The organism is Streptomyces sp. NPDC053426 (assembly GCF_055585405.1).
Genome location: NZ_JBVJKE010000003.1, coordinates 406,858 through 430,371, shown reverse-complemented (window position 1 = coordinate 430,371; position 23,514 = coordinate 406,858). Strand labels below are relative to the sequence as shown.

Here is a 23,514-nt window from a genome sequence, read left to right as displayed (position 1 = left end):
AGGGCGGCCCCTTCGCCGTACCCCTTCCGGGTCAGCCCGCGCGGGCCGGAGGGGCGGGCGGGGCGGGGGGCAGGGCTCCGGGCAGTTCCGTGCGGCGGGTGATGCCGAGTTTGCGGTAGGCGGCCGTCAGGTGGGTTTCCACCGTGCGGCGGGCCAGGTGCAGCAAGGCGGCTATCTCCGCGTTCGTGCGGCCCTCGGCCGCGAGGCCGGCGATGCGGCGTTCGCTGCCGGTGAGGGCGGCGGGGCCGGTGCGGGGGGCACCGGCGCGGCGGGCGCCGCCCTCGCGGAGCAGGTCCTCGGCGACGGTGCGCAGCCGGACCGCGCCGAGGCGTTCGGCGTGTTCCGCCGCCTCGCGCAGCGTCTCCCGGGCGTGGGAGCGCTCCCGCAGGGTGTTGAGCAGTCGGCCGTGGGAGATCAGGGCCGAGACCAGCTCCGTTCCGGCCGGTTCCTCGCGCAGGATTCCGACCGCGCAGCCGGTGAGCTCCAGGCCGCGCCGGCCGCCCGTCGCCTCGCCCAGCACGCGCAGCGCGCGGCCCCGTACGCGCGGGGTGTGCCACACCTCGGCGAGCCGCAGCTCCTCCTCGGCGAGGGCCAGCGCCTCCCGCGGCCGGCCGAGCGCCAGCTCGCACTCGGCGGCGGCGACGCGCCAGGGGGCGACCACGGACCTGAACGCCTCGCGGGCCGTCTGGCGCCGTCCGCACTCCGTGAAGTCGTCCAGCGCCGCCGCCGGGTCGCCGGACGCCGCGCGCAGCACCCCCCGCGCGTACAGGAAGCGGTGGGTGCGCCAGGAGTCCGGTGCCGTCCGCAGGTCGAACCCGTCCACGAGACGGGCGGCCTCCTCCAGCCGGCCCGTCTCCACCAGCGCGATCACGGCCTGCGTGTGCGCGCTGGTGGGGCCGGGCCCGGACGGCCCGGACCCGGACGACCGGGCCCTCGGGTCGGCGAGCACGGTGGCGAAGTCCGCGCGGGCCGCCGCGAGATCCACGCGCAGGTCGAGCAGGACGTGGTGCATGGGGTGCAGCAGGAAGGAGTCCAGCGTGTCCAGGGCCCGCCGCACCAGGCGCTCGGCCTCGTCGAGTTCGTCCGCCCAGTGGGCCACGGCGGCGGCCGTGCCGAACAGGAACGGCTCGGCGATCGGGTCGGCCGGCCCCTCCAGGAGCGTGCGGATCTGCGCCATCGCGTCCCGTGCGGAGATCAGGCCGGCCGTCGCCTCGTACCGCACGTTCAGTATCCGGTGGGCCGCGTCGAGCAGGTCCGGGGTGCCCCCGTCAGGACCGGACCGCCGCCGGTACTCCTTGCGCAGGGCGCCCAGTTCCTCGTCGGACATCAGTACGGTGACGGCGCGCAGCGTGCGCACCAGGTCGGGCCGGTCCGCCAGCCGGTGCTCCTCCTCCCGGAGCATGCGCAGCGCCGCCCGGGTCTCCCCGCTGCGGACGAGCGCCGTGGCCAGGGCCACCATCGCCCGCACCAGGTCCCGGGACCCGCCCGGCAGCCGTACGGCCTCCGCGAGCCGGGCGATGCCGCCGGACGGGTACTCGGCGCACTCCAGGGAGCCGAGCTGGATGAGGACGGTGGCCCGGCGGACGGGCGCCATGGGCTCGTCCAGGGCGCGTCTCAGGAACGCCACGGCACCTCGTGGGCAGCCGGCGCGCACCTCGTCGGCCGCGGCCTCGACCAGCACGTCCACGGCCCAGGACTCGGCCACCGCGGAGGCGTGCGACAGGTGCCCGGCCACCACGGCGACCTCGGCGCCCCCGCGCATCAGCTCCTCGGCGGCGGTGCGGTGGGCCGCCCTGCGCCGGCCGCTCGTCCAGCCGCTCAGCACCGCGTCGCGCAGCAGCGGGTGCGCGTACCGGTACGGGCCGTCCGCGTCCTGGCGCAGCAGGCCCAGGCGGGTCATCGCGGTGAGCCAGCCCGCGACCCGGTCGATGTCCGCCTGGGCCATCCTGGCGATGATCCGGGCCTGGGTGTCGCGGCGTTCGGCGGGGCGGCACCCCGGGTACCGGTTCCGCGCGGGCACGGCGCCGTCCGCGGACGGGACCCGTGCGGCCCGTGCGGCACCGTCGTCCGCCTCCCCGCCCTCCAGCACGGCCAGGGAACGGGCGACCCCGGCCGTCGCCCCGCCCGCGCCGGCCAGCCACCAGGACACGGCGTCCGGGTAGGCGCCCGGGTACAGCGCGGCGCAGGTGTCCGGCAGTGCCGCCGGCGGGGCGGACCCGTCGGTGGTGCCCCCGGACGACAGGTCCTCCAGCAGGGCGCGCAGCAGCAGCGGGTTGCCCGCCCCGGCCCGTACGCAGTCGGCCACCCGGTCGGGTGCGGCCCCGGGGAAGGCGGCGCGGACCAGGTCCGTGGCGGCGCCGTCGCTCAGCGGGGCGAGGGTGTGGGTGCGGACGAGGGCGGGGGAGAGCCCGTGGGCGAGGCCGGCGCCGGGCGGGTCGATGTCGTACTGGCTGCGCTCGGTGACCACCAGGAGCACCGGCAGCCCCTCGACGAGCCGGGCCGCCTCCGCCAGCCAGCGGCGCGAGAGCGGGTCGGCGGCGTGCACGTCGTCGACCGCCACGAACAGCGGGGCCTCGGCCGCGTACGTCTCCAGCAGCCGCCACAGCAGCGCGGACCGTGTCCGGTGGTGCGCGGCCCGGGACGTGCCGGGATCCGCCGGGGGGTCGTCGACGAAGTCCGCCTCCGCGCCGAAGAGCTGGTGGACGGCGCACCAGTCCGTACCGCTGTTCTCCGGGGTGCAGCGGGCCCGCAGCACCCACATGCCCCGGTCCGCCGCCTGCTGCGCGGCGGCCCTCAGGAGGGCGGTGCGGCCGGTGCCGGTGGCGCCGCGCAGCAGGAAGAGGCGGCCCGATCCCTCACGGGCGCGTTCGGCCTCCGCGGCCAGCAGCCGCAGGGCGTCGTCCCGTTCGCTGAGGGGTTCCACTGAGGGCAACGGTTCCTCCTGGGCCGGGGCGGATCGTGGTCGTGCGGGGTAAGGGCGGGTGACGGGGGACGGATCTCACGGGTGACCGGACGGAACGGCGGCCGTCCTCTCCTTGGAGGACGTGAAACAGGCCCTGCGGGTGCCCCGACGGGCCGGTCCGGACGGCCTGTTGAGGCAAGAAGCCGAGCCAAGGGGTGAATCCTTGCCACAGGTATGGACGAAGCGCACCGGGTCGTGTTCCATTCCCGCAGAGCCGGACCCCGTCCCCGTTCCCGGGACCGTCCCCGTTCCCGGGACCGTGCGGAAAGCGCGGTGCGCGGGGCACGGCCGGGGGTGTCCGGCGCGTGCCCGGCCGGTGGGCGGTGCGCGTGATCTCGTGGTGCGTCTCGTGGTCCTCCACGATTGTCCGCGTCCCACCCGGCACAGGAGTCTGTGACCGAAGCATCGGACGCGGACGCCACAGTGGTGCCCGCAACTCGGGTATGGGGAATCGGTTGCGCAGCTCGTTCGGAACCTCGGAAACGGCCCCGGCCGCCGGGCAGGGGACCAGGATCCCCGTGGTGGTCGACGCCCCGGACCCCATCTCCCGGGCCGGCGCGGCCAGTGAACTCCGCCGGCACCCGGTCATCGAGCTGGTGGAGGACGGCCGTCCCGGCCCGGACACCGTGGCCCTCCTCATCAACGACCACCTGGACGAAGGCCTGTTGACCAGGATGCGCAAGCTCGTGCGCAGTGACGGCAGCCGCGCCGTGCTCGTGGTCGGCGCGATCCGGGAGAACGAACTCCTCGACGTGGTCGAGTGCGGGGTCGGCGCGATCGTCTGGCGCCACGAGGCCACCGCGCACCGGATGGTGCGTGCCGTCGTGGCGGCCTCCCGCGGCGACGGGGACCTCCCCGGTGACCTGCTGGGCCGGCTGATCAACCAGGTGGGCACGCTGCACCGCACCTCGGCGGGCCATCCCGGCGGCCCCTCCTCCGGACTGACGGCCCGTGAGGCCGACGTCCTGCGCCTCGTCTCCGAGGGCCTGGACACGGGAGAGATCGCCGGAAAACTCTCGTACTCCGAACGTACGGTCAAGAACGTGTTGCACGGCATCACCACCCGGCTGCACCTCCGCAACCGCGCGCACGCCGTCGCGTACGCCCTTCGGGAAGGTTACATCTGACCGAACAGGCAACCGAATTCACCCTCTCGGGCAGCCCGTCGTGCCCGCTCCCGTCCCCGGGGGCGGGCACGGCACCGCGCGTCCGGGGGCACGATCGACGGGGTCCGGCGGCCCGGTGGTCCGGCGGCCGGTGAGCCGCGCGACGGCAGAGCAGGAGTACGACGGTGATCCACGAGGTGGACGAGGTCCTCAAGGGGCTTCTCAACAGCGGCGCCCTGGCCGGCTCGGGCATCGAGGTGTCGCTGGACGCCCCGACCCGGGACTGGGCGGCCCGCCGCAACGCGCCCGCCCTCAACGCCTACCTCTACGACATCCGTGAGGAGGTCTCACGGCGCGAACGCGGCACGGTCGCGGTCACCGACGGCAGCGGCCAGGTCGTGAAGCGCCGTCTGCCCCCGCGCTGGTTCCGGCTGTCGTACCTGGTCACCGCCTGGACCAAGCAACCGCAGGACGAACACCGCCTGTTGTCCGCCGTACTGGCCACCCTGCTGCCCCGCGAGATCCTGCCGCCCGCCGAACTGCCCGGCGCGCTGGGCGCGCTGGGGCTCTCCGTGCAGCTGTCGGTGGCCGGCACCCAGACCGAGTCGCGGTCGCTGGCCGAGATCTGGTCCGCGCTCGGCGGTGAACTCAAGCCGTCGCTCGACCTGGTGGTGATCGTGCCGTTCCCGTCCTTCCCCGAGTACGACGCGGGACCGCCGGTCACCGAGGGCGCGGTCGTACGGGTCCGCTCGGTCGACGGAGCCCAGGACGACCCACCCGGCCGCGGCCACCGCCCGCACCACGTCGAGCGAGGGAAGCGGAACCGTTGAACGGCCACCACCACGCCCCGGCCGAGGCGCTCCTGGAGCGCGTCGCACGGCTCCGGGAACGCGTCGCCCTGCTGGTCGAGCACCGCGCCGCCGGCGACCCGACCGCCGACGACCCGCTCCGCGGCCTGTACCTGTCCGAGGAGGCCGTACGGCACCACCTCCGCGCCCCCTCCGCCCCGTCGGGGGACCACGGGGCGGGGGACGACGACGAGCTCCCCGGTGACCGGCTCGGTCCGCTCGCGCGGCGGCTCGGCCTGCGCCCGCTGGAGGTCTCGGTGCTGCTCGTGGCGCTCGCCCCGGACCTCGACCGCTCCTTCGAGCCCCTGTACGGCTACCTCAACGACGACGTGGGCCGCCGCCACGCCACCACCGGGCTCGCGCTCGACCTGTGCGGCGCCCCCGTGCACCGGCCCGAGGCCCGCGCCGTCTTCCACCCGTCGGCGCCCCTGCGGTCCCTGGCCCTGCTCGACGTCGACGAACCGGAACGCCCCTTCCTCAGCCGGTCGCTGCGGGTCCCGGACCGGCTCCTCGCCCACCTCCTCGGTGACGACACCCCGGATCCGTCCCTCACCGGGCGGGCCCGCCCGCTCACCGTGCCGTCCACCGCGGACGCCCCCGGCGACGACACCTTCACCGGGCGGCTCGCCGCCCGGCTGGCCGCCGCCCCGCTCACCGTCTACCTGCGCGAGCACCGCGAGGGCGAGGGCCTGGCGCACGCCGCGCGGGCCCTCCCCGACGGCGCCCTGCACTACACCCCCCAAGGGCCGCACACCGGGGAACCGCTGACCGCCCTGCTGCGCGAGGCCCGGCTGCGGGACCGCGCCGTGGTCGTCTCCCCGCTCCCGGACGACCCCGGGGCACTCGTGCGGGCACTGTCGGTGCCCGATGTGCCGGTGGTGTTCACCGGCTCCCGGCCGTACGACCCGCAGTGGTGCGACCACGACCCCCTCGTCCTGGACGCCCCCCGGCTGGGAGCGGGTGCCGTGGACACCTGGGCCGCGGCCCTGGAGGACGGGGCGGGACCTGATGCCCGTACGGGCACACCGGACGGTCCCTCCGGCCCCCTCGGCTTCGATCTCGCCGCCACCGTGGCCCCGTACCACCTGAGCACGGACCGGGTGGCGCGGGCCGTACGCGCCGCCCGGCGCCTCGCCGCGTTCGACGGCACCGCCCTCACCCCCGGCCACCTCAGACTCGCCGCACGCCAGCAGTCGACCTCGGGGCTCGAACAGCACGCCCGGCGGATCCAACCGGCGGTGACCTGGGACGACCTGGTGCTGCCCGAGGCGCCCCTGGCCCAGCTGCGGGAACTGGCCCGGCGGGCCCGGCACCGCGACCGGGTGCTCGGCGACTGGCGGCTCAGCGCCGGCGGCGGCCGGGGCCGGGGCGTGCTGGGGCTGTTCGCGGGCGAGTCGGGCACCGGCAAGACGCTGTCCGCCGAGGTCGTCGCCGCCGAACTGGGCCTGGACCTGTACGTCGTACGGCTGTCCTCCGTCGTGGACAAGTACGTCGGCGAGACCGAGAAGAACCTGGAGCGCGTCTTCTCCGAGGCGGACCGCACCGACGCCGTCCTGCTCTTCGACGAGGCGGACGCGGTGTTCGGCAAGCGGTCCGAGGTCAAGGACGCGCACGACCGGTACGCCAACATGGAGAGCGCCTACCTGCTCCAGCGCCTGGAGTCCTTCGACGGCATCGCGCTGCTCACCACCAACCTGCGGGCCAACATCGACGAGGCGTTCACCCGGCGCCTGGACCTGGTGGTCGACTTCCCGTTCCCGGACGCCGGCCAGCGGCTCGCGCTGTGGCAACACAGCCTCTCCCGCGTGCCGTGCGCGGACGGCGTCGACGCGCACGGGGTGGCGCGGGACTTCGAACTGTCCGGCGGTTCCATCCGCAGCGCCGTGGTCACCGCCGCCTACGCGGCCGCGGACCGGGACGGGCCGGTCTCCACGGCCGACCTGCTGGAGGGCGCGCGGCGGGAGTACCGCAAGGCGGGACGGCTGGTGCCGGGCGAGGGCTCCTGGTAGCCGCCCCGGCCGGGGCGGGTCCGGTACCGGGTCAGGCCGACTGCCGCTGCCACTTCTGGTTGGGCGTGCCCCCGCACGTCCACAGGTGCAGCCCCGTTCCGTTCGCGGTGCCGCTCCACATGGCGTCGACGCACTTGTCCGCCTGCGGGTTGACGAGGTCCCACGCGGGGCTCATCACGAAGTCCTGGGCGGGGTTGCCGCTGCACCGGGCCACCTGGATCGTGGCGCCGTCGTTCGTGGAGCCGTTGGCCACGTCCATGCACAGGTCCATGGAGCGGACGGTGCCGTCGCTCCGGAAGTCCCACCGCTGGTTGGCGGCCTCCGGGTCGCAGTCCTGCAGCACCAGACCGGTGCCGTCCTCCGCCTTGCCCTTCCTCAGCGGAATGGTGATGCACCGCTCGGACCCGTTGCCCACGATGAGGTCACCGACCAGGACGGCCGGCTCGTCCTCCTCCTTCTGGCCGCCGCCGTCGCCGGACGGCTCCTCCTTCTCCTCGGAGCCCGCGCCGGCCGAGTCCCCGGTGTCCGCCGGCTTCTCCTGTTCGGGCGCCTTCTCCTCCTGCGACGGCTCGGCGCTCGGCACGGTGACCGGTGCGGACAGCGCGGGGCTGGGGACGGGGATCGCACCGGCTTCGGCCTGCGCCGTCTGCTCGGTGGCCAGGGAACGGACGTCGGGCTTGTACGTCAGCCAGATCACCACGAACGCGACCGCCAGCGCCACCGTCATCCCCAGCACCGTGGCCAGCCAGCCGGGCAGGAAGCCGCGCTGGACGAACTTCCCCTCCACCCCGAGCGGATCGACGCCCGAGCGCTGGACCGCCAGCGTGTACGGGCGTTCCTGCTTCGAGCCGAACCAGATGATCTCCCGCGGCTTCAGCCGCGCCTTGACGAACACCGCCCGCCCGGGCTCGATCTGCACATTGCCCGGATCCAGGTCGAACGAGAGCTGGTCACCGTTGTCGCTCCCGCCGATCGACGCGGTCACCTTCGTGTTCCCGAGGTTGTCCACCGCCAGCTTCGGACGCCCCCGCAGCCGCCCCTTCACCACCGGCGGCACCAACTCCGCCCGCACCTCGGTGAACGGAGTGACCGTCACGTTCCCCTCGGGGACGGCCGTCGCCTCGGGATGCTCCGTCGGCGTGATCCGCACCGCGTACGGATGCGGTCCCGCCACCGCGTCCGGCGTCCGCGGCACGGCGAACGACACCTCCACCGTCCCCGTGGTCCCCGGGTACAACCGCAGCGACTGCGGCTCCACCCGCGTCCACGGCGCGAGATCCCCCACCGGCTCGAACCGGTACTCGTCCACCACGTCACCGGTGTTACGCACCCGCAACCGCACCGTCGTGCCGCCACCGGGGTCCACCGTCGTCGACGCCGGCTCAAGAGAAGTCCATAGGGTCACGCGGCGACGTTACGGACTCCTCCGGGGAGCGTCAGGAGTCCCGGGGGCAGTGTCAAGTGCCCCGCAGGGCCGACCCGTTGCCCAGCCGTCGGGCCGACCGTCCGGGACCGTGCGGCTCACAGGGGCGCGGGCGCTCCGTTGGCGGCCGGCACCAGACGGGCGCAGGAGTCGGCGTTCATCGTTCGGTGGAGGTGCGGCTCCGCGTCCGGTCGGTCTCGCCGTACCGGACACCCGGATCCCGGCCGCCGACGTGGCGGGTCCGGGTACTGCCGTCGAACACCCACACGGTCCGCCGCACGCTCGCCGGTGCCGTGGTGCCCCCGGCCGCCGTCCTGTCGGGGCCGGGCCCGTCCTGCGCGCGTTCTCGACCGCCCGGCGCTCCCCCGAGCCGGAGGGGTCCGAGACCCGCGGGCCCGAACCGTCGTCCGTGCCGGGGACGGGGCCGGTCCGCTGGTCCAGGTGGTGGGTCGGCTCGTGGGCCCGGTCCTCCTTCGGCATGTCGCCGCCGTCGACGATGTGCGAGCCCGAGGTGTACGCCTTCGCCTCGGTCTCGTGAGCGGACCGCTGGGCGACCGCGTCCGAGTGCACGCGTACGCCGCTGGAGTCGGCGCCCTCGAAGCGGGCCTCCGTCTCGGTGCGCAACGGCGTGCCCAGGGGCCGGCCGGGGGCGCGCAGCACCTCGTGCACCGGGGAACTCCGCTGCACGGCCGGGGCGTGACCGCAGTGCGCGTCATGCTGGTGGCGTTCCTCCGCGACGGCCCGGGCCGCCGCCGCGTTCCCCGCCGTGCGCCGCAGGGCGAGCAGCCCGGCCGAGGGCCCCGTGGTGGCGGCCGGGCGGCCCTTCGGCGGCCGGCCGTCGAAGGGCCGCCCGTCGTTGCCCTTGTCCCGCGTGCTCACGGACACTCCCCTGGACGGCGGATACACGTCGGTCCGCGGGCTGCCAGGCCGTCGCGGGGCGGGGAACGACCTTCGGGGCAGCCTCGGGGGCAGGTACGGCGTGCCTTGCCCTTCCGGGCAACAGCGGTGCCCCGGACACGGCACTCGCAGACGTTCCGCGCGTCGCGCCGCGCGCGCGAGGGTGAGTACAGACCTGACTCGTACCCCGAGGAGAGCAGAGCATGCCGTCCTACCTGTCGCCGGGCGTCTACGTCGAGGAGGTGGCCAGCGGCTCGCGCCCCATCGAGGGAGTGGGGACATCGGTGGCGGCCTTCGTCGGGCTCGCACCGTCCGGCCCGCTGAACGAGCCGACCCTGGTGACCAACTGGACCCAGTTCGTGGCCGCGTTCGGTGCCTTCACCGACGGGTACTACCTGGCGCACTCCGTCTACGGCTTCTTCAACAACGGCGGCAGCGCGGCCTACGTGGTCCGTGTCGGCGGCGCCCCGGGCGGTGCCGCGGGCGAGGCGGCCGGCGCCCCCGCCGCGGTGACCGGCGCGGCCGCGCCGGCCGCGCTGCCCGCCGGGACGCCCCAGCAGCTCGGCACGTTCACCGTGAGCGCCGTGGCCGCCGGGTCCGGCCCGCTCAGCGTCGAGGTCTCCGACCCCGAGGGCGAGGGCCCCGCCGAGCGGTTCAGGCTCGTCGTCAAGGACGGCGACCGGCCCGTCGAGAGCTTCGACGTGAGCGCCAAGAAGAGCAGCCGCAACTACGTCGTCACGCAGGTGAAGGAGCGTTCCAAGCTCATCACCGTGCAGGAGGCGGCGCCCGCCGCGCAGCTCGCACGCCCGGAGAACCAGACCGTGGCGCTCGTCGCCCCGGCCGCCGCTCCCGCCGCCCCGGCCGCCCCGGCCGCCGCCGGTGGTGCCGAGAGCCACCCCGGCCCGGCCCAGTACCTCGGGGACTCGGCGGACCGCACCGGCTTCGGCGGTCTGGAGGCCGTGGACGAGATCTCCATGGTCGCCGTCCCCGACCTGATGGCCGCCTACCAGCGCGGCGCCATCGACCTGGAGGCCGTCAAGGCCGTCCAGCTCGGTCTGATCGCGCACTGCGAGCTGATGGGCGACCGGGTCGCCGTCATCGACCCGCCGCCCGGCCTGAACGCCCGTGACATCCGCGTGTGGCGCCAGGAGACCGCCGGCTACGACTCCAAGTACGCCGCGCTCTACTACCCGTGGATCAAGGTCTTCGACCCGGCGAGCGGCCAGAGCAGGACCGTTCCGCCGAGCGGTCACATCGCCGGCATCTGGGCCCGCAACGACTTCGAGCGCGGGGTGCACAAGGCGCCCGCCAACGAGGTGGTGCGCGGCGCCGTCGACCTGGAGCTCCAGATCACCCGCGGCGAGCAGGACCTGCTCAACCCGATCGGCGTCAACTGCATCCGCGCCTTCCCCGGCCGCGGCATCCGCGTCTGGGGCGCCCGCACCCTCTCCTCGGACCCGGCCTGGCGCTACCTGAACGTCCGCCGGTACTTCAACTACCTGGAGGAGTCGATCCTGATCGGCACCCAGTGGGTGGTGTTCGAGCCCAACGACCACCAGCTGTGGGCCAGGATCCGGCGCAACGTCTCCGCCTTCCTCGTCAACGAGTGGCGCTCGGGCGCCCTCTTCGGCGCCCGGCCGGAGGAGGCGTACTACGTCAAGTGCGACGAGGAGACCAACCCGCCGGAGTCCGTCGACCTCGGCCGCGTCATCTGCGAGATCGGCATCGCGCCGGTCAAGCCGGCCGAGTTCGTGATCTTCCGGCTGGCCCAGTTCTCCAGCGGCAGCGGGGAGCTGGAGGAGTAGGGGAGGTCTCCTCCCCCTCTCCCCCGCGGTCTCCGCTCCCCCTCTTCCGAAGGAAAGAAAGACAGATAAATGAGTCTGCAGCCGGGTGACGCCCTCACGTCACACAATTTCGGCCTCCAGATCGACGGTGTGATGGTCGAGTACCTCGCCGAGGTCAGCGGCCTCAGCCTCGAACAGGACGTCATCGAGTACCAGCAGGTCTCGGCCCAGGGCAAGCCCGTCACCAAGAAGATGCCGGGCGTGAAGAAGGCCGGCACCTGCACGGTCGTCCGCGGCATGACCCAGTCCGCCGCGTTCAACCAGTGGATCAACGAGTCGGTCAACGGCGCGATGTCCACGGCCCGCAAGAACGCCACCATCATGGTGATGGACTACCAGAACAATCCGGTCAAGCGGTACAACATGCGCAACGCCTGGTGCAGCAAGATCGACACCAGCACGGTGAAGGCCGGCGAGGCCTCCGCGCTGACCGAGACCGTGACCATCACGTTCGAAGAACTGGTCATCGAGTAATGCGCCGCACCACCGCCCGGCCGGGATCCCTCCCGGCCGGCGCAGCCCCCGCCTCCGTCGACGGGGCCGCCTCCGTCGACGGAGCCGCCGACGGGGGCGGCCAGGGGCCGTTCGCCCAGAACCCGGCGCCCTCACCGGAGCAGGCCGTGCCCGACCCCGTCGGCCCGGCGGCGCAGGTGCTGCGCACCGAGTTCCCGTTCGAGCTGCCGCGCGGGTACGTCGACGACTCCGGGACCGTGCACCGGCACGGGGTGATGCGGCTCGCGACCGCCCGGGACGAGCTGATCCCGCTGCGCGACATCCGGGTGCAGGAGAACCCCGCGTACCTGTCGGTGGTCCTGCTCGGCCGGGTGATCACCAGGCTGGGCACGCTTCCGCTGGTGCACGACGGGGTGGTGGAGAACATGTTCGCCTCCGACCTGGCGTTCCTCCAGGACTTCTACCGGCAGGTCAACGCCGAGGGCCACACCCGGGCCGGCGTGACCTGTCCCCACTGCGAGCAGCCGTTCGAGGTCGAACTCGGCGGGAGCCGCCTGGGGGAATCGTGACGTACGCGACCGACCGGCTGCACGAGGAGATCGCGTACATCGCCTACCACTTCCACTGGAGCCTGGAGGACATCCTGGACCTCGAACACGGCGACCGCCGCCGGTACACGGAGCAGATCACCTCGCTCGTCACCCGCGCCACGGCGGAGGGCTGACGCGGCATGGGATTCCTCGACCGGTTGCGGAGGAACGCGCCGGGGAGGCGGGACGGGACCGGCACGCCCGCCCCGTCCCCGGAGACGTCACCCACATCCGCGGGATCGGCCGATGCCGATACCGGTGGCGGTGGCGGCGATACCGGTGGCGGTGCGTCCGCGGCCGTGGTGCGTACCGCCGGCTGGCCCGGGCTGCCGCCGATCCAGCGGACCACCGCCCGGCCGTCGTGGCCCGTCGCCGACTCCGGGTTCGGCGGCAGGCTGAGCACCTGGCAGAACCCGGCCTTCACGGGCACGCTCTCCCACGCCGTGCTCGACGGCGCGCCCGGCGGGCTGGTCCAGGGTGTCCTCACCGCCTCGGCACGGCCCTCGCCGGGACTCGAACTCCCCGCGCTCTCCCTGCCCGTCGCCGCTCCCGGCGAGCCCGGCACGGAGCAGCCGCCGGTGCGGCGCGCGGCGGTACCCTTCACCGTCGACCGCCCCTCGGGCCCGTCGGTCACCCCCGTCCCCGCCCCGGCCCCCCGGCCTGCGGCCCTGACCCGGACGGCGGCCCCGGCGGCGCCCGTCCAGCGGCGTGCCCTGCCGGTCGTCGCGGGCCGGGGCGGGAGCGGCTCCGGTGCGCGCCCGGCCACCCCGGACATCTCACCGGCCACCCCGGCCACCGGGGGCAGCGCGCCCTCCGGCACGCGTCGCCGGCCGCTGCTCGGCGCGCCCGTGACGGCCCCGCCCCCGGGATCCGCCCCGCTCACGAAGCCCGCGGCCTCCCCCGGCTCCCCGGCCCCGGGTACGCCTTCCGGTGCGCGGGCCGAGGCGGGGGTTCCCCGCGGCGTCGAGGAGGCCGGCCGTCCCGGCGGGCGGGATCCCGTGGTCCAGCGGGCCGTCACGTCCGCGCGGCCGGCGTCCGTACCGCGTGAGGACACCGGGGAAGCGGCGGGGGAACGGGCACCGGCAGCGGCGTCGCCCTCCCCGGCTCCTCCGGTACGGTCCCTGGCGCCGGCCCGCGCGCTGACTCCCGCCGTGCCGTCCGCGCTGTCGCCCGTGGCGCCGAAGTTCCGCCCCGCGCCCGCGGCCGTACCCCTGCGGCAGACCGCGCCCGCCGTGCAGCGGCGGGCGGCCCGGTCCGGCGGCGGTGCCCCGAGCGCGCGGCGGCCCGACGTCTCCGGACCGTCGGGCGGCCCAGGGGCCGAGGGCACCGGGCGGACCGGCACCGCGCCCACGGCCGGTGGCGCCGGCACGGTGGCCCCTGCCGCCGTGCCGTCTTCCGTGCCGACTGCTTCGGCAGGTCCTTCAGCAGGCCCTTCCGCAGGTCCTTCGGGGATACCGGTGGCGTCGCCCGGAGCGCCGACGGTGCGGCGCGCACCGGCCACGCCCGCCGGTCCGTCGGCCGGACCTTCCGGGAGCGCCCGGGGCGACTCACCCGCGTCCGCGCCGGCCACCGTTCCCGTGGCCGCCGTGCAGCGCCTCGCCCGGCCCGGCTCCACGGCACCCGTCGCACCGCTCCGGCGGATCCCGTCGGCCCCGGTGCACCGGGGCACGGACGCTCCCGTGTCCCCCGGGGCCACGTCCTCGTCCGGTTCCTCCGCGTCCGGCGCCGCCGTCGGCGAGGTCCCGGCCGCGTCCGGCACCCGTCGGCCCTCCGCCGCACCCGCCGCCGAGGCGGCCTCCGTCCAGCGGGCCCGGAGCACGGACACCGCGCCGCGACCCGGTGTCCCGGCCACGGTCCCGTCCCCCGGCGCGAACACTCCCGAAGCCACCGCGCGGCGCCGCGCGGACTCCGGAACGGCGACCCCGGCCACCCCCGTTCCCGCACCCACCACCGCCGGCCCCGGCGCCACACCCACCGTCCAGCGCCGCACGAACGCCGGAACAGCGACCTCGGCCGCTCCCGTTCCCGCATCCCCCGCCACACCCGTTCCCGCGTCCCCCGGCGGCACCCCCGGCGACGCACCCGCCGTCCAGCGTCGGACGAGCCCCGGAACGGCGGGCCGAGCCCCCTCCCCCGCTCTTCCCGCCGCCCCCGGCGACACATCCGCCGTCCAGCGTCGTACGAGCCCCGGAGCGGCGGCACCGGCCGTCCCCGTTCCCCCCGTCGCCGCCCTCGGCGACACGCCCACCGTCCAGCGCCGCACGAGCGCCGAGACGACGGGCCAGGTCCTCCCGTCCGTTCTTCCCGTGTCCCCCGCCGCCCTCGGCGACGTACCCCTCGCACCCGGTGCCCCGGCCGGCCCTCCGCCGTCCGGGACGGCGGTTCCGGGAGCCGTCTCCCCCGCCGTCCAGCGCCGTACGGACACCGGGCTGCCGACGGAGGGCGCGGGTCGTGCCGTGCTGCCGCCGCTCGGCTCCACCTCCGTCCCCGTGCCGAAGCCGATGCCGAGGCCGATGCCGAGCAGCACCGCCTCCGCCCCGGCCCCCGCCGCCACGCCCGTCGGGCCCCCCATCCAGCGGCTCTCGGCGACCCGGCCCGCTCCGCCCGCGCCCGCCGCGCCCGTGGTGCAGCGATCCGGTTCCGCCGATCCGGTCGGCGGCAACAGGAGCACCGCACCCGCACCGGGCCCCCGCGCCGGGACGGGCACGCCCGTGCAGCGCCTCGCCCGGCCCGGCTCACCGGTGCCCACCCGGCCCGGCCTCGGTGCTCCCCTCCAACGCCGCACCACGCCCGCGCCCCTGCCCGCACCCGCACCCGCACCGGACTCCGCCCGCAGGAGCTCTCCGGGCGCGCCGGTGTCCGCGCCTCTCGCCAAGCCCGCGTCGCCGCCGCTCGCCCCTGCCCCCGGGCAGCCCGTGCCGCCGCCCGGCGCACAGGCCACCGTCCCCGTCCCCGTTCCCGTCCAGCGCACCTCCGCGCAGAGCCCCGTACCCCCGGCTGCCGGGCCCGCGGTGCCCGCCTCCCCCGGTCCGGTCCCGCTCCGCGCCCCCGCCGCCGTCACCCCGGTCCTTCCGGCCGCCCCCGTCTCCTCCTCCGCGCCGCCCGTGCGGCGGGCCGCCCCGACGGCCGCCCCCTCGGTGGCCCGACCGCACGCCCCCGACGCCCCGGCGCTCCCCGCCCTGCCGGTCCCCGTCCAGCGTGCCGCCGCGCCCGCCGCGCTGAAGTCGCTCTGGAAGAAGGCCGTCGGCCCGGCCCCGTCGAACACCCCCGGACCGCCGCCCGCGCACACCCCCGAGCCGCCCCCGCCGTACGACCCCGGCCCCCCTCCGCCGTACGACCCCGGGCCGCCCCCGCCGTACAGCCCCCACGACCCGCACGCCGGGCAGTCCTTCGATCCGCGTGCCCTGACCGACGGGCAGCTCGACGAGCTGACCCACCGTCTGGTCGGCCCGCTCACCCGTCTCCTCCGTACCGAGCTGCGGATGGACCGGGAACGCATCGGCAGACTCCGCGACCCCCGCACCTGACCCGTACCCGCCCGCCCTGCCCGCCCCCGCCCGCCTCCGAAAGGCCCTCCGATGTCCAGCGATCTCGATCCGGGATCCACCATCTTCTTCACCCTCACCATCGACGGGCAGAGCCTCGGCGCGTTCAACGGCTGTGAGGGGCTGGCGTCGACGGTGGAGGTCGAGCAGTACCGGGAGGGCGGCAACAACGGGTTCGTGTGGCAGTTGCCGACCCGGGTCACCTTCTCCACCATCCGGCTGACCCGTCCGCTGACCCCGGAGACCTCGAAGGTCGCCGCCTGGATCTCCTCCGTGACGACCGGCGTCACCCGCCCCACCGCCCAGATCTCGGCGCTGCGCGCGGACGGCTCCCAGGTGGCGCGCTGGGGACTGATCGACGTACTGCCGGTGAGCTGGCAGGGCCCCTCCCTGGACCCCGCGAACCCGGGCGTGGCCACGGAGGTCCTGGAGATCGCGCACCACGGGTTCACGGACTGACCGCGGCCGGCACCACGCACGACGCACCACGCACGACGCACCACACCGAACACCGAGGACGGAGACGAAGGACCATGGCAGCCAAGGGAGGCAAGGGCTCCAAGGGCGGAGCGGGCAAGAGCCTGGTGCGGGCCACGCTGGCCATCCACGAGCCCCCCATCGGCGACAGCACCACACCGGGCGGTCTGATCAAGACCTTCGACTTCGACTTCAACCCGGCGCAGCTCACCCTCACCCGCCGCGCCCAGTGGAAGAGCACCCCGTCCGCCGCCCTGCGCGACGGCCCGCTGCCCGAGTTCATGGGGGCCGAGGGCCGGAGCCTGTCGATGGAGATCTTCCTCGACTCCTCCGGCGACCCCGGTGACAACAGCGTGCTGAAGAAGGTCGAGGCGCTGTTCTCCTGCTGCGAGGTGACCGCCAAGAGCATCGCGGCGGACCAGCCGTCCACACCGTGGGTGGTGTTCGAATGGGGGTCGTTCTCCACGGCGCGGTTCACCGCGTACATCGGCAGTGTGGGGGCGAACTACACGCTGTTCGGCACCACGGGCGTGCCCATCCGGGCCACCTGCCAGGTGGAGCTGAACGAGATCCCCGGTCAGACCAAGGGGCAGAACCCGACCTCGGGCGCGCTCACCGCGCGGCGCGTGCACCGGGTCGTGGCGGGCGACACCCTGCAGTCGCTGGCCTGGCGGGAGTACGGGGACGCCGCGGCCTGGCGTTCGATCGCCGAGGCCAACGACATCGACGACCCGTCCCGGCTGCCGGGCGGCACCGAACTGATCCTTCCGGCGGCCGGGGAGGTCGCTTTCTGATGGTCAAGCCCTCCTTCTCCAACATCGTCGACGTCACGTTCGACGGCAAGCCCGTGCCGCCCTACTTCGCCCCGCTGCTCGTCGGCGGCTGGGTCGACCTGGGCGCCGGGGTGCCCGGCGCCTTCCGGGTGACGTTCCGGGACGCGCACGGGCTGGTGCTCGGCAAACTGGGCATCAAGTTCGGCACCGAGGTGGTGATCTCCCCCGTCGCCCACGGCAAGGGCGCCGGCGACCCGCTGCTGACCGGCGAGGTCACCGGCATGGAGACCGACTACGACGGCACCGGCACCTTCACCGTGATCCGCGGCTACGACCGGGGCCACCGCATGATGCGCCGCCGCCGGGTCGCCGCCTACCGCAACCAGACGGCGTCCGACATCGCCCGCACCCTGGCCGGGCAGGACGGTGTCACCGTCGGCAAGGTGCAGTCGACCAGGACGGTCTACGAGTTCATCAGCCAGGCCAACGTCACCGACTGGGACTTCCTGTCCCGGCTCGCCGACGAGAACGACATGGTGATGTCCCTCGACGCCAGGGGGAAGTTCCGGTTCGTCGAACCCGACCCGGCCTCCGGCGCGCCCCCCACCAGCACGCCGGGCGAGAAGAGTCCGTTCGTCCTCCAGGCCGGCACCGACGTGCTGCGCTGCCGGGCCGCGGTGACCTCCGCCGACCAGTACGGGCGGGTCGAGGCGCGCGGCTGGGACGTCGTCGCGAAGAAGGAACTGACCGCGACCGCGCCCACCACCGCCCACCCCGGCATCTCCATCGGCACCACCCCGCAGAAGGCCGCCTCGGCGTTCGGGGTCGTCACCCTCGTGGAGACGGAGAAGCCCTACGACCGGCAGAACGAGGTGAAGTTCGCCGCGGACTCCCTCGCCGACGACGTCACCTCGTCCTTCGCCGAGCTGGAGGTCGTCGTGCGCGGCAACCCCAAGCTGCGCCCCGGCGTCCCCGTCACCCTCACCGACGTCGGCGCCCCCTTCGAGGGCAAGTACACGGTGACGTCCGCCCGGCACGTGTTCGGCGACGGCAAGCACTACGAGACCTGGATCACCGTCAGCGGCCGCCAGTGGCGCTCGCTGTTCGGGCTCGCCTCCGGCGGCGGAGGCACCGGTGCGGCGGCCGCCGCACCCCGGCTGCCCAGTGTCGCCAACGCCCTGGTCACCGACGTACAGGACCCGCTCAAGCAGGGCAGGGTCAAGCTGCGGTTCCCGTGGCTGGACGACACGTACGTCTCCGACTGGACCCGTACCGTGCAGCTCGGCGGCAAGCGCGGCGGCGGGATCTTCCCGCTCGACGTGGGCGACGAGGTGCTGGTGGCGTTCGACCGGGGCGCGCTCGACCACCCGTTCGTCGTCGGCGGGCTCTACAACGGCGTGGACAAGCCGTCCCCCGTCCGGGACGTGCCGCTGCACGACGGCGTGAAGCGGCGGGCGATCCGGCACACCCTGTCCGACCGCGACGCCAACCGCGTCGACCTGCTCAGCCAGACCACCGGCGCCCGCAAGCAGGGCGTCCGCGTCGCCTCCGGCGACGACAAGCTGATCATCAACCTGGACCGTACGAAGACGGAGATCACCGTCGACAGCAAGGGCACCGTCGTCATCAAGGGAAGCCGCTCGGTCTCCGTCGAGGCCGGCACCGACCTGACCCTGAACGGCAAGCGGTCCGTGACCATCAAGAGCGGCGGCCCGCTCACCCTCCAGGGCCGCGGCACGGTCAGCCTCAGCTCGGCCGTCGGCGCCGTCAGCGTCGACGCCAAGGGCGCCCTCTCCCTGAAGGCCATGGGCCTGGCCAGCGTGACCGCGCTGGGGAGCGTGCAGATCAACGCGGCGGCCGCCGTGGGCATCCGGGCCGCCACCGTCCCGATCATGGGTCTGCTCACCGCCAACGGAAAGCCGGTGATCTGATGGCCGAGCAGTTCGTCGGGTCCGGCTGGGCGTTCCCCCTGCGCATCGGACCCACCGGGGGCATCGCCCTGGTCAGCGGCGAGCAGGAGATCGAGGAGGCCATCCGGCTGGTGCTGGCCACCGCGCCCGGCGAGCGGCCGATGCGCCCGGAGTTCGGCTGCGCCATCCACGACCTGGTCTTCGCCCCCGTCAACGAGGCCACCGCCGGCCGCATCCAGCACGAGGTGTACGCCAGCCTCGACCGCTGGGAGCCGCGCATCGAGGTCGAGGACGTGGAGGTCACCGCCGGCCCCGGCGAGGGCGTCCTGCACATCGACGTCCGCTACTCCGTCCGCGGGACCAACAACCCGCGCAGCCTCGTCTTCCCCTTCTACGTCATCCCCTCCCACGACGAGCCCGGCACGAGCGGCACGGCCGGTACGGGCGAGTCGGGCCCCCTCCCCGAAAGCGACCGCTGATGGCCCTGCCCTCTCCCCACCTCGACGACCGCCGCTTCCAGCAGTTCGTCGACGACGCCAAGCGCTACATCCAGCAGCGCGCCCCGGAGTGGACCGACCACAACGTCTCCGACCCCGGGGTCACCCTGGTCGAGGCGGTCGCGCACATGGCGGACCAGATCGTGTACCGCCTCAACCGGGTGCCCGAGAAGAACCACCTGGCCTTCCTCGACCTCGTCGGCATCACCCTGTTCCCGCCCACCGCCGCCCGTACCGACGTCACGTTCTGGCTGTCCGCGCCGCAGGACGAACCGGTGGTGCTGCCCGAGGGCACCGAGGTGGCCACCACCCGCACCGAGCGCGACGAGGCCGTGGTCTTCGCCACCGAACGCGAACTCACCGTCGTCCCCAGCTCGCTGAACCGGCTGGCCGTGCAGAACCGGGGCGAGCCGGTCGCCGACCACACCGACGACCTGGCCGAGGGCAAGGACGTGCTCTGCTTCGCCGAGGCACCCCGCCCCGGCGACTGCATGCTGTTCGGCCTGAGCGCCGCCGTCCCGCACTGCGCCGTCGCCCTGGAACTCGACAGCCGCGTCGACGGCGTCGGCGTCGACCCGCGCCAGCCCCCGCTGGTGTGGGAGGCGTGGACCGAGGACGGCTGGACGGAGTGCGAGGTCGACCGCGACGCCACCGGCGGCCTCAACCGGCCCGGCGAGGTCGTCCTGCACGTCCCCGGCGGACACGTCCTCTCCCGCAACGGCGGCCACGAGGGCGGCTGGCTGCGCTGCCGGGTCACCGAACCCCTCGCCGGGCAGCCCTTCTACACCACCTCCCCGTCCGTGCGGGCCGCCGAGGCGTACACCCTCGGCGGCACCACCGGCGCCGTGCACGCCGAGACCGTGCGCGACGAGCCGCTCGGCGAGTCCACCGGCCTGCCCGGCCAGCGGCTGCGCCTGGCCCACGCGCCCGTCGTGGGCGACACCCCGCCCGTCCTGCTGCAGACCGCCGGGCACGACGGCTGGACCGACTGGGAGGTCGTCCCCCACTTCGCCGCCTCCCGCCCGTACGACCGGCACATCACCCTGGACGCCACCACCGGCGAGATCGCCTTCGGCCCCGCGGTGCGCGAACCCGACGGCACCCTGCGCCAGTACGGCGCCGTCCCCCCGAAGGGCGCCGTCGTCCGCGCCCGCCGCTACCGCACCGGCGGCGGCAGGTCCGGCAACGTCGCCCGCGGCGCCGTCCGCGTCCTGCGCCGCTCCGTGCCGTACGTCTCCGAGGTCGTCAACCGGGAGGCCGCGCGCGGCGGCGTCGACGGCGAGACCGTCGAGGAGGCGAAGACCCGGGCGCCCATCACCCTGCGCGCCCAGGAACGCGCGGTCACCCTGCGCGACTACGAGGAGCTCGCCCGCCGCGCCGCCCCCGACACCGCCCGCATCACCTGCCTGGAGGGCGAGGAGAGCGAGCACGGCGCGTACGCGGTCCGGGTGCTGGTCGTCCCGCAGGCCGTGCCGGACCCCGGCGGGCGGCTGCGCTTCGAGCAGCTCGTCCCCGGCGACGCGCTGCTCTCCCGCATCACCCGCTACCTCGACGAACGCCGGCTGATCGGCACCCGCCTCGCCGTCGGCCCGCCGTTCTACCAGGGCGTCACCGTCGTCGCCACCGTGCACGCCTTCCGCGGCACCGACACCGACCGGGTCCGCCGCCAGGCCCACGACGCCCTCTACCGCCACCTCGACCCGCTCACCGGAGGCGCCGACGGCACCGGCTGGCCCTTCGGCCGGCCCGTACAGGCCGGCGAGATCTTCGCCGTGCTCCAGCGCGTACCCGGCGTCGAACTCGTCGACCAGGTCCTCCTGCACCCCGCCGACCCGATCACCGGCAAGCGCGGCGAGGCCACCGACCGGATCGACCTGTCCGCCCCGTCCCTGGTGTTCTCCTTCGACCACCGGGTCCGCGTGATCGGGGACGGCGCGTGAGGGGCTCCATCGACGGGCTGGGCTCCTCGGCGCCGATCGGCGCGACGCTGCCCGCGATCTTCGCCGACGACGATCTGGCGCAGCGCTTCGTCGCCGGGCTCGACGAGGTCCTCGCGCCCTTCCTGGTCGTCCTCGACAACCTGGACTCCTACTTCGACCCCGCGCTCGCCCCGCTCGACTTCACCCGCTGGCTGGCCGACTGGGTCGGCGCCGAGACCGACGGCATCGAGACCGACGGCGCCCCGGTGGGCGGCCTCACGGGGGAGCGGCGGCTGCGGGCCGCCGTCGCCGCCGCCACCTACCTGCACCGGGTACGGGGCACCCGGCGCGGCCTGTCCGAGGCGGTGCGCCTGGTGTTCGGCGTGACGCCGCGGATCACCGAGAGCGGCGCCGCCGAGTGGCACGCCCGCCCGCTCGGCCCGGTGCCCGGCGACCGCCGCCCGCACCTGCACGTCTCGCTGGCGCTGCCCGACCCGACCGCCGCCGACACCCACCGGCTGGACACCCTGGTCGCGGCCGCCCGCCCCGCCCACATGCCCTACACGGTCGAGGTCACCGCCGCGACCACCTCCGAAAGGACCACCGACAGATGACCAGCCAGTCCTCCGGGCCCGGCCGGGCCGCCCCGAGCTGCGCCGAGTGCGGCACCCCGGCGGAGCCCGGCCAGTCCTTCTGCGACTCCTGCGGAGCGGTCCTCGGCTGGGCCGACGACGGCCGGCCGGGACGCACCGAGCCCACGGCACGGACCACGACGGCCCCCGGTACCGGTACCGGTACCGCCAGGACCGACGCCGGCCACGGGGACGGCTCCGACGACCGGGGCCGTACCGCGGTACCGCGGCCCCGTACGGCACCGGCGGACTCCGGCGCCCACGGCACCGCACCGGCAGCGGCACCGGCAGCGGCACCGGCAGCGACGTCACGTGCCGACGACCGGGCCGCCGTACCGGGAACGACCCCGCCCCCCACCCCGTACGGACACCGCGGCGGGCACGACGACGGACACCACGACGGACCCGGCCACGCCACCGGAACCGCCACCACCGCACCCGGCCGGCCCCCCGTCACACCCGCCGACCCCCACCCGGCCGACCCGTACGCCACGGCCCCCGACGACGACACCGAACCCCTGCCGTCCGTGACGGACTCCCCCGAGCCGCCGCCGCAGCAGCAGCACCACCGCCACGACGACGACGCTGCCGCCGCCGAGCGGGCCAGGTCCCTCCTCGTGCCCGTCGCCGACCCGGAGTCCCGCGCCCCGGACGAGCCCGCCGTCGCGCCGGTCCTGCCCGGACGGCCCGTCGCCCACCGCCCCCAGGTCCGCGCCGTGGGCCCGCAGTCCGACGCGGAGGGCGGTGTCCCCTGCCCCTGGTGCTCCACCCTCAACCGCCCCGAACGGCACTACTGCTCCCGCTGCGCCATGTCGATGACCCGCGGCGAGGACGCCCCGGAACGGCTGTCCTGGTGGCGCCGGACGTTCGGCGCCCGGGACGCCGAGTCGGCCTGGGCGGGCGAGCGCCCGCGGCTGCGCCGGGGCTTCGGCCACGTGTGGAACTGGGTCGTCGCCGCCGTCGTCATCGGACTGGCCGTCGCCCTGATCATGAACCTGGGCGCGATGATCCAGGCCACCCGCGACCACTTCGCCAAGCGGGCCCCGATCGGCCCGTCCAGCGTCAAGGCGTCCCGCTCCTTCTCCGAGCACGGCGCGCCCCTCGCCTTCGACAAGCTCAACAACACCTGGTGGGGCCCCGGCATCGCGCAGGCCGGCGAGGGCGAATGGCTGGAGGCCACCTTCGACCGGCCGACCCGCCTGCTGGACCTCGTGATCACCCCCGGCACCTCGACCAAGCCGGACCAGCTCTCGAAGTCGGCGCTCCCGCGTCAGCTCGACGCGCAGATCACCCTCGCCGACGGCAAGAAGATCACCCGCGTCATCACCCTGGACCAGGGCGCAGGCGGTCAGCGCCGCAAGTTCCGGGTCGGTGAGGTGACCGCCGTGCGCTTCGTCCTGCGCTCGGCCTACGGCGCCGACCCGAAGAAGCAGGTGGCGATCGCCGAGATCGAGTTCTTCGGCCCTTCGAGCAACAACACCTGACGGCCACCGGGGCCGCTCCACGCCCGCCCCGGCTTCACCGTTTCGCCATTTCTCTATTTCGCCATGTTCACGTACAACCCTCGGACCCGCTCGGAGGTCTCTTGATCGGCTATCACCCGTGAACCACAGGACAACTCGGGGCGAA

At 75.0% G+C, this 23,514-nt stretch carries 18 protein-coding genes; 15 read left to right on the top strand and 3 right to left on the bottom strand.

The genetic code is table 11. The features are described 5' to 3' along the window. Positions 1 to 31 precede the first annotated feature (31 nt). Positions 32 to 2,923 carry an AAA family ATPase gene (locus ACZ62B_RS08920; protein ID WP_469689557.1) on the bottom strand — a complete coding sequence of 964 codons (2,892 nt, stop codon included), beginning with the start codon at positions 2,921 to 2,923 and terminating at the stop codon, positions 32 to 34. 482 nt (positions 2,924 to 3,405) lie between these two features. Between ACZ62B_RS08920 and ACZ62B_RS08915 the strand changes: the two genes are divergently transcribed. From ACZ62B_RS08915 to ACZ62B_RS08905, 3 genes are all read left to right on the top strand, one after another. Beyond that, complete coding sequence (locus tag ACZ62B_RS08915; protein ID WP_079194863.1) at positions 3,406 to 4,089, top strand: helix-turn-helix transcriptional regulator; 684 nt, start codon at positions 3,406 to 3,408, stop codon at positions 4,087 to 4,089. Positions 4,090 to 4,253: 164 nt separating this feature from the next. After that, positions 4,254 to 4,898 (top strand): Pvc16 family protein, encoded by a 645-nt coding sequence (locus ACZ62B_RS08910; RefSeq protein WP_344559866.1) that lies wholly within the window; start codon positions 4,254 to 4,256, stop codon positions 4,896 to 4,898. Then, entirely contained in the window at positions 4,895 to 6,925 is a 2,031-nt protein-coding gene (locus tag ACZ62B_RS08905) for an ATP-binding protein (RefSeq protein ID WP_344559867.1), read from the top strand. The genes ACZ62B_RS08910 and ACZ62B_RS08905 overlap by 4 nt, the downstream gene beginning before the upstream one ends. Positions 6,926 to 6,956: 31 nt before the next feature. Here ACZ62B_RS08905 and ACZ62B_RS08900 read toward each other — a convergent pair whose 3' ends face one another. Together ACZ62B_RS08900 and ACZ62B_RS08895 are read right to left on the bottom strand one after the other, a co-directional pair. Next, positions 6,957 to 8,330, bottom strand: coding sequence for a ricin-type beta-trefoil lectin domain protein (locus ACZ62B_RS08900; protein ID WP_344559868.1), 1,374 nt, complete (start codon positions 8,328 to 8,330; stop codon positions 6,957 to 6,959). Positions 8,331 to 8,339: 9 nt separating this feature from the next. Next, on the bottom strand, positions 8,340 to 9,227 hold the full coding sequence (locus ACZ62B_RS08895; protein ID WP_469689553.1) for an eCIS core domain-containing protein: 888 nt from the start codon (positions 9,225 to 9,227) through the stop codon (positions 8,340 to 8,342). Between the two features lie 221 nt (positions 9,228 to 9,448). Here ACZ62B_RS08895 and ACZ62B_RS08890 point away from each other — a divergent pair, with 221 nt between their 5' ends. The 12 genes from ACZ62B_RS08890 (at position 9,449) to ACZ62B_RS08835 (ending at position 23,369) form a co-directional block, all read left to right on the top strand. After that, positions 9,449 to 11,050: a phage tail sheath family protein gene (locus tag ACZ62B_RS08890; protein ID WP_468720777.1), complete on the top strand. Its 1,602-nt coding sequence runs from the start codon at positions 9,449 to 9,451 to the stop codon at positions 11,048 to 11,050. A gap of 69 nt (positions 11,051 to 11,119) precedes the next feature. Next, the gene (locus ACZ62B_RS08885; RefSeq protein ID WP_344559871.1) at positions 11,120 to 11,563 is read left to right on the top strand and encodes a phage tail protein; all 444 of its coding nucleotides are present in this window, start codon (positions 11,120 to 11,122) and stop codon (positions 11,561 to 11,563) included. Beyond that, positions 11,563 to 12,111 (top strand): hypothetical protein, encoded by a 549-nt coding sequence (locus tag ACZ62B_RS08880; protein ID WP_344559872.1) that lies wholly within the window; start codon positions 11,563 to 11,565, stop codon positions 12,109 to 12,111. Before ACZ62B_RS08885 ends, ACZ62B_RS08880 begins: the two co-directional genes overlap by 1 nt. Next, positions 12,108 to 12,266: a DUF6760 family protein gene (locus ACZ62B_RS08875; protein WP_095534630.1), complete on the top strand. Its 159-nt coding sequence runs from the start codon at positions 12,108 to 12,110 to the stop codon at positions 12,264 to 12,266. The genes ACZ62B_RS08880 and ACZ62B_RS08875 overlap by 4 nt, the downstream gene beginning before the upstream one ends. 165 nt (positions 12,267 to 12,431) lie before the next feature. Continuing rightward, positions 12,432 to 15,659 carry a DNA polymerase III subunit gamma/tau domain-containing protein gene (locus ACZ62B_RS08870; RefSeq protein WP_469689549.1) on the top strand — a complete coding sequence of 1,076 codons (3,228 nt, stop codon included), beginning with the start codon at positions 12,432 to 12,434 and terminating at the stop codon, positions 15,657 to 15,659. Positions 15,660 to 15,710: 51 nt separating this feature from the next. Further along, the gene (locus tag ACZ62B_RS08865) at positions 15,711 to 16,136 is read left to right on the top strand and encodes a phage tail protein (protein ID WP_085576488.1); all 426 of its coding nucleotides are present in this window, start codon (positions 15,711 to 15,713) and stop codon (positions 16,134 to 16,136) included. A gap of 74 nt (positions 16,137 to 16,210) precedes the next feature. Continuing rightward, complete coding sequence (locus tag ACZ62B_RS08860; RefSeq protein WP_344559874.1) at positions 16,211 to 16,948, top strand: CIS tube protein; 738 nt, start codon at positions 16,211 to 16,213, stop codon at positions 16,946 to 16,948. Continuing rightward, a complete protein-coding gene (locus tag ACZ62B_RS08855) occupies positions 16,948 to 18,858 on the top strand; it encodes a VgrG-related protein (RefSeq protein WP_468720783.1) in 1,911 nt (636 codons plus the stop codon). The genes ACZ62B_RS08860 and ACZ62B_RS08855 overlap by 1 nt, the downstream gene beginning before the upstream one ends. Next, entirely contained in the window at positions 18,858 to 19,316 is a 459-nt protein-coding gene (locus ACZ62B_RS08850) for a GPW/gp25 family protein (protein ID WP_344559876.1), read from the top strand. Before ACZ62B_RS08855 ends, ACZ62B_RS08850 begins: the two co-directional genes overlap by 1 nt. Further along, on the top strand, positions 19,316 to 21,274 hold the full coding sequence (locus ACZ62B_RS08845) for a putative baseplate assembly protein (RefSeq protein WP_344559877.1): 1,959 nt from the start codon (positions 19,316 to 19,318) through the stop codon (positions 21,272 to 21,274). Before ACZ62B_RS08850 ends, ACZ62B_RS08845 begins: the two co-directional genes overlap by 1 nt. Continuing rightward, a complete protein-coding gene (locus tag ACZ62B_RS08840; protein ID WP_469689545.1) occupies positions 21,271 to 21,867 on the top strand; it encodes a phage tail protein in 597 nt (198 codons plus the stop codon). The genes ACZ62B_RS08845 and ACZ62B_RS08840 overlap by 4 nt, the downstream gene beginning before the upstream one ends. Continuing rightward, a complete protein-coding gene (locus ACZ62B_RS08835; protein ID WP_469689543.1) occupies positions 21,864 to 23,369 on the top strand; it encodes an NADase-type glycan-binding domain-containing protein in 1,506 nt (501 codons plus the stop codon). The genes ACZ62B_RS08840 and ACZ62B_RS08835 overlap by 4 nt, the downstream gene beginning before the upstream one ends. Positions 23,370 to 23,514: the final 145 nt, after the last annotated feature.

Coding starts and splice junctions, on each gene's coding strand:
- ACZ62B_RS08845 (WP_344559877.1), top strand. CDS start 19,316: ATGGCCCTGCCCTCTCCCCACCTCGACGACCGCCGCTTCCAGCAGTTC.
- ACZ62B_RS08880 (WP_344559872.1), top strand. CDS start 11,563: ATGCGCCGCACCACCGCCCGGCCGGGATCCCTCCCGGCCGGCGCAGCC.
- ACZ62B_RS08890 (WP_468720777.1), top strand. CDS start 9,449: ATGCCGTCCTACCTGTCGCCGGGCGTCTACGTCGAGGAGGTGGCCAGC.
- ACZ62B_RS08885 (WP_344559871.1), top strand. CDS start 11,120: ATGAGTCTGCAGCCGGGTGACGCCCTCACGTCACACAATTTCGGCCTC.
- ACZ62B_RS08865 (WP_085576488.1), top strand. CDS start 15,711: ATGTCCAGCGATCTCGATCCGGGATCCACCATCTTCTTCACCCTCACC.
- ACZ62B_RS08855 (WP_468720783.1), top strand. CDS start 16,948: ATGGTCAAGCCCTCCTTCTCCAACATCGTCGACGTCACGTTCGACGGC.
- ACZ62B_RS08850 (WP_344559876.1), top strand. CDS start 18,858: ATGGCCGAGCAGTTCGTCGGGTCCGGCTGGGCGTTCCCCCTGCGCATC.
- ACZ62B_RS08915 (WP_079194863.1), top strand. CDS start 3,406: ATGGGGAATCGGTTGCGCAGCTCGTTCGGAACCTCGGAAACGGCCCCG.
- ACZ62B_RS08860 (WP_344559874.1), top strand. CDS start 16,211: ATGGCAGCCAAGGGAGGCAAGGGCTCCAAGGGCGGAGCGGGCAAGAGC.
- ACZ62B_RS08835 (WP_469689543.1), top strand. CDS start 21,864: ATGACCAGCCAGTCCTCCGGGCCCGGCCGGGCCGCCCCGAGCTGCGCC.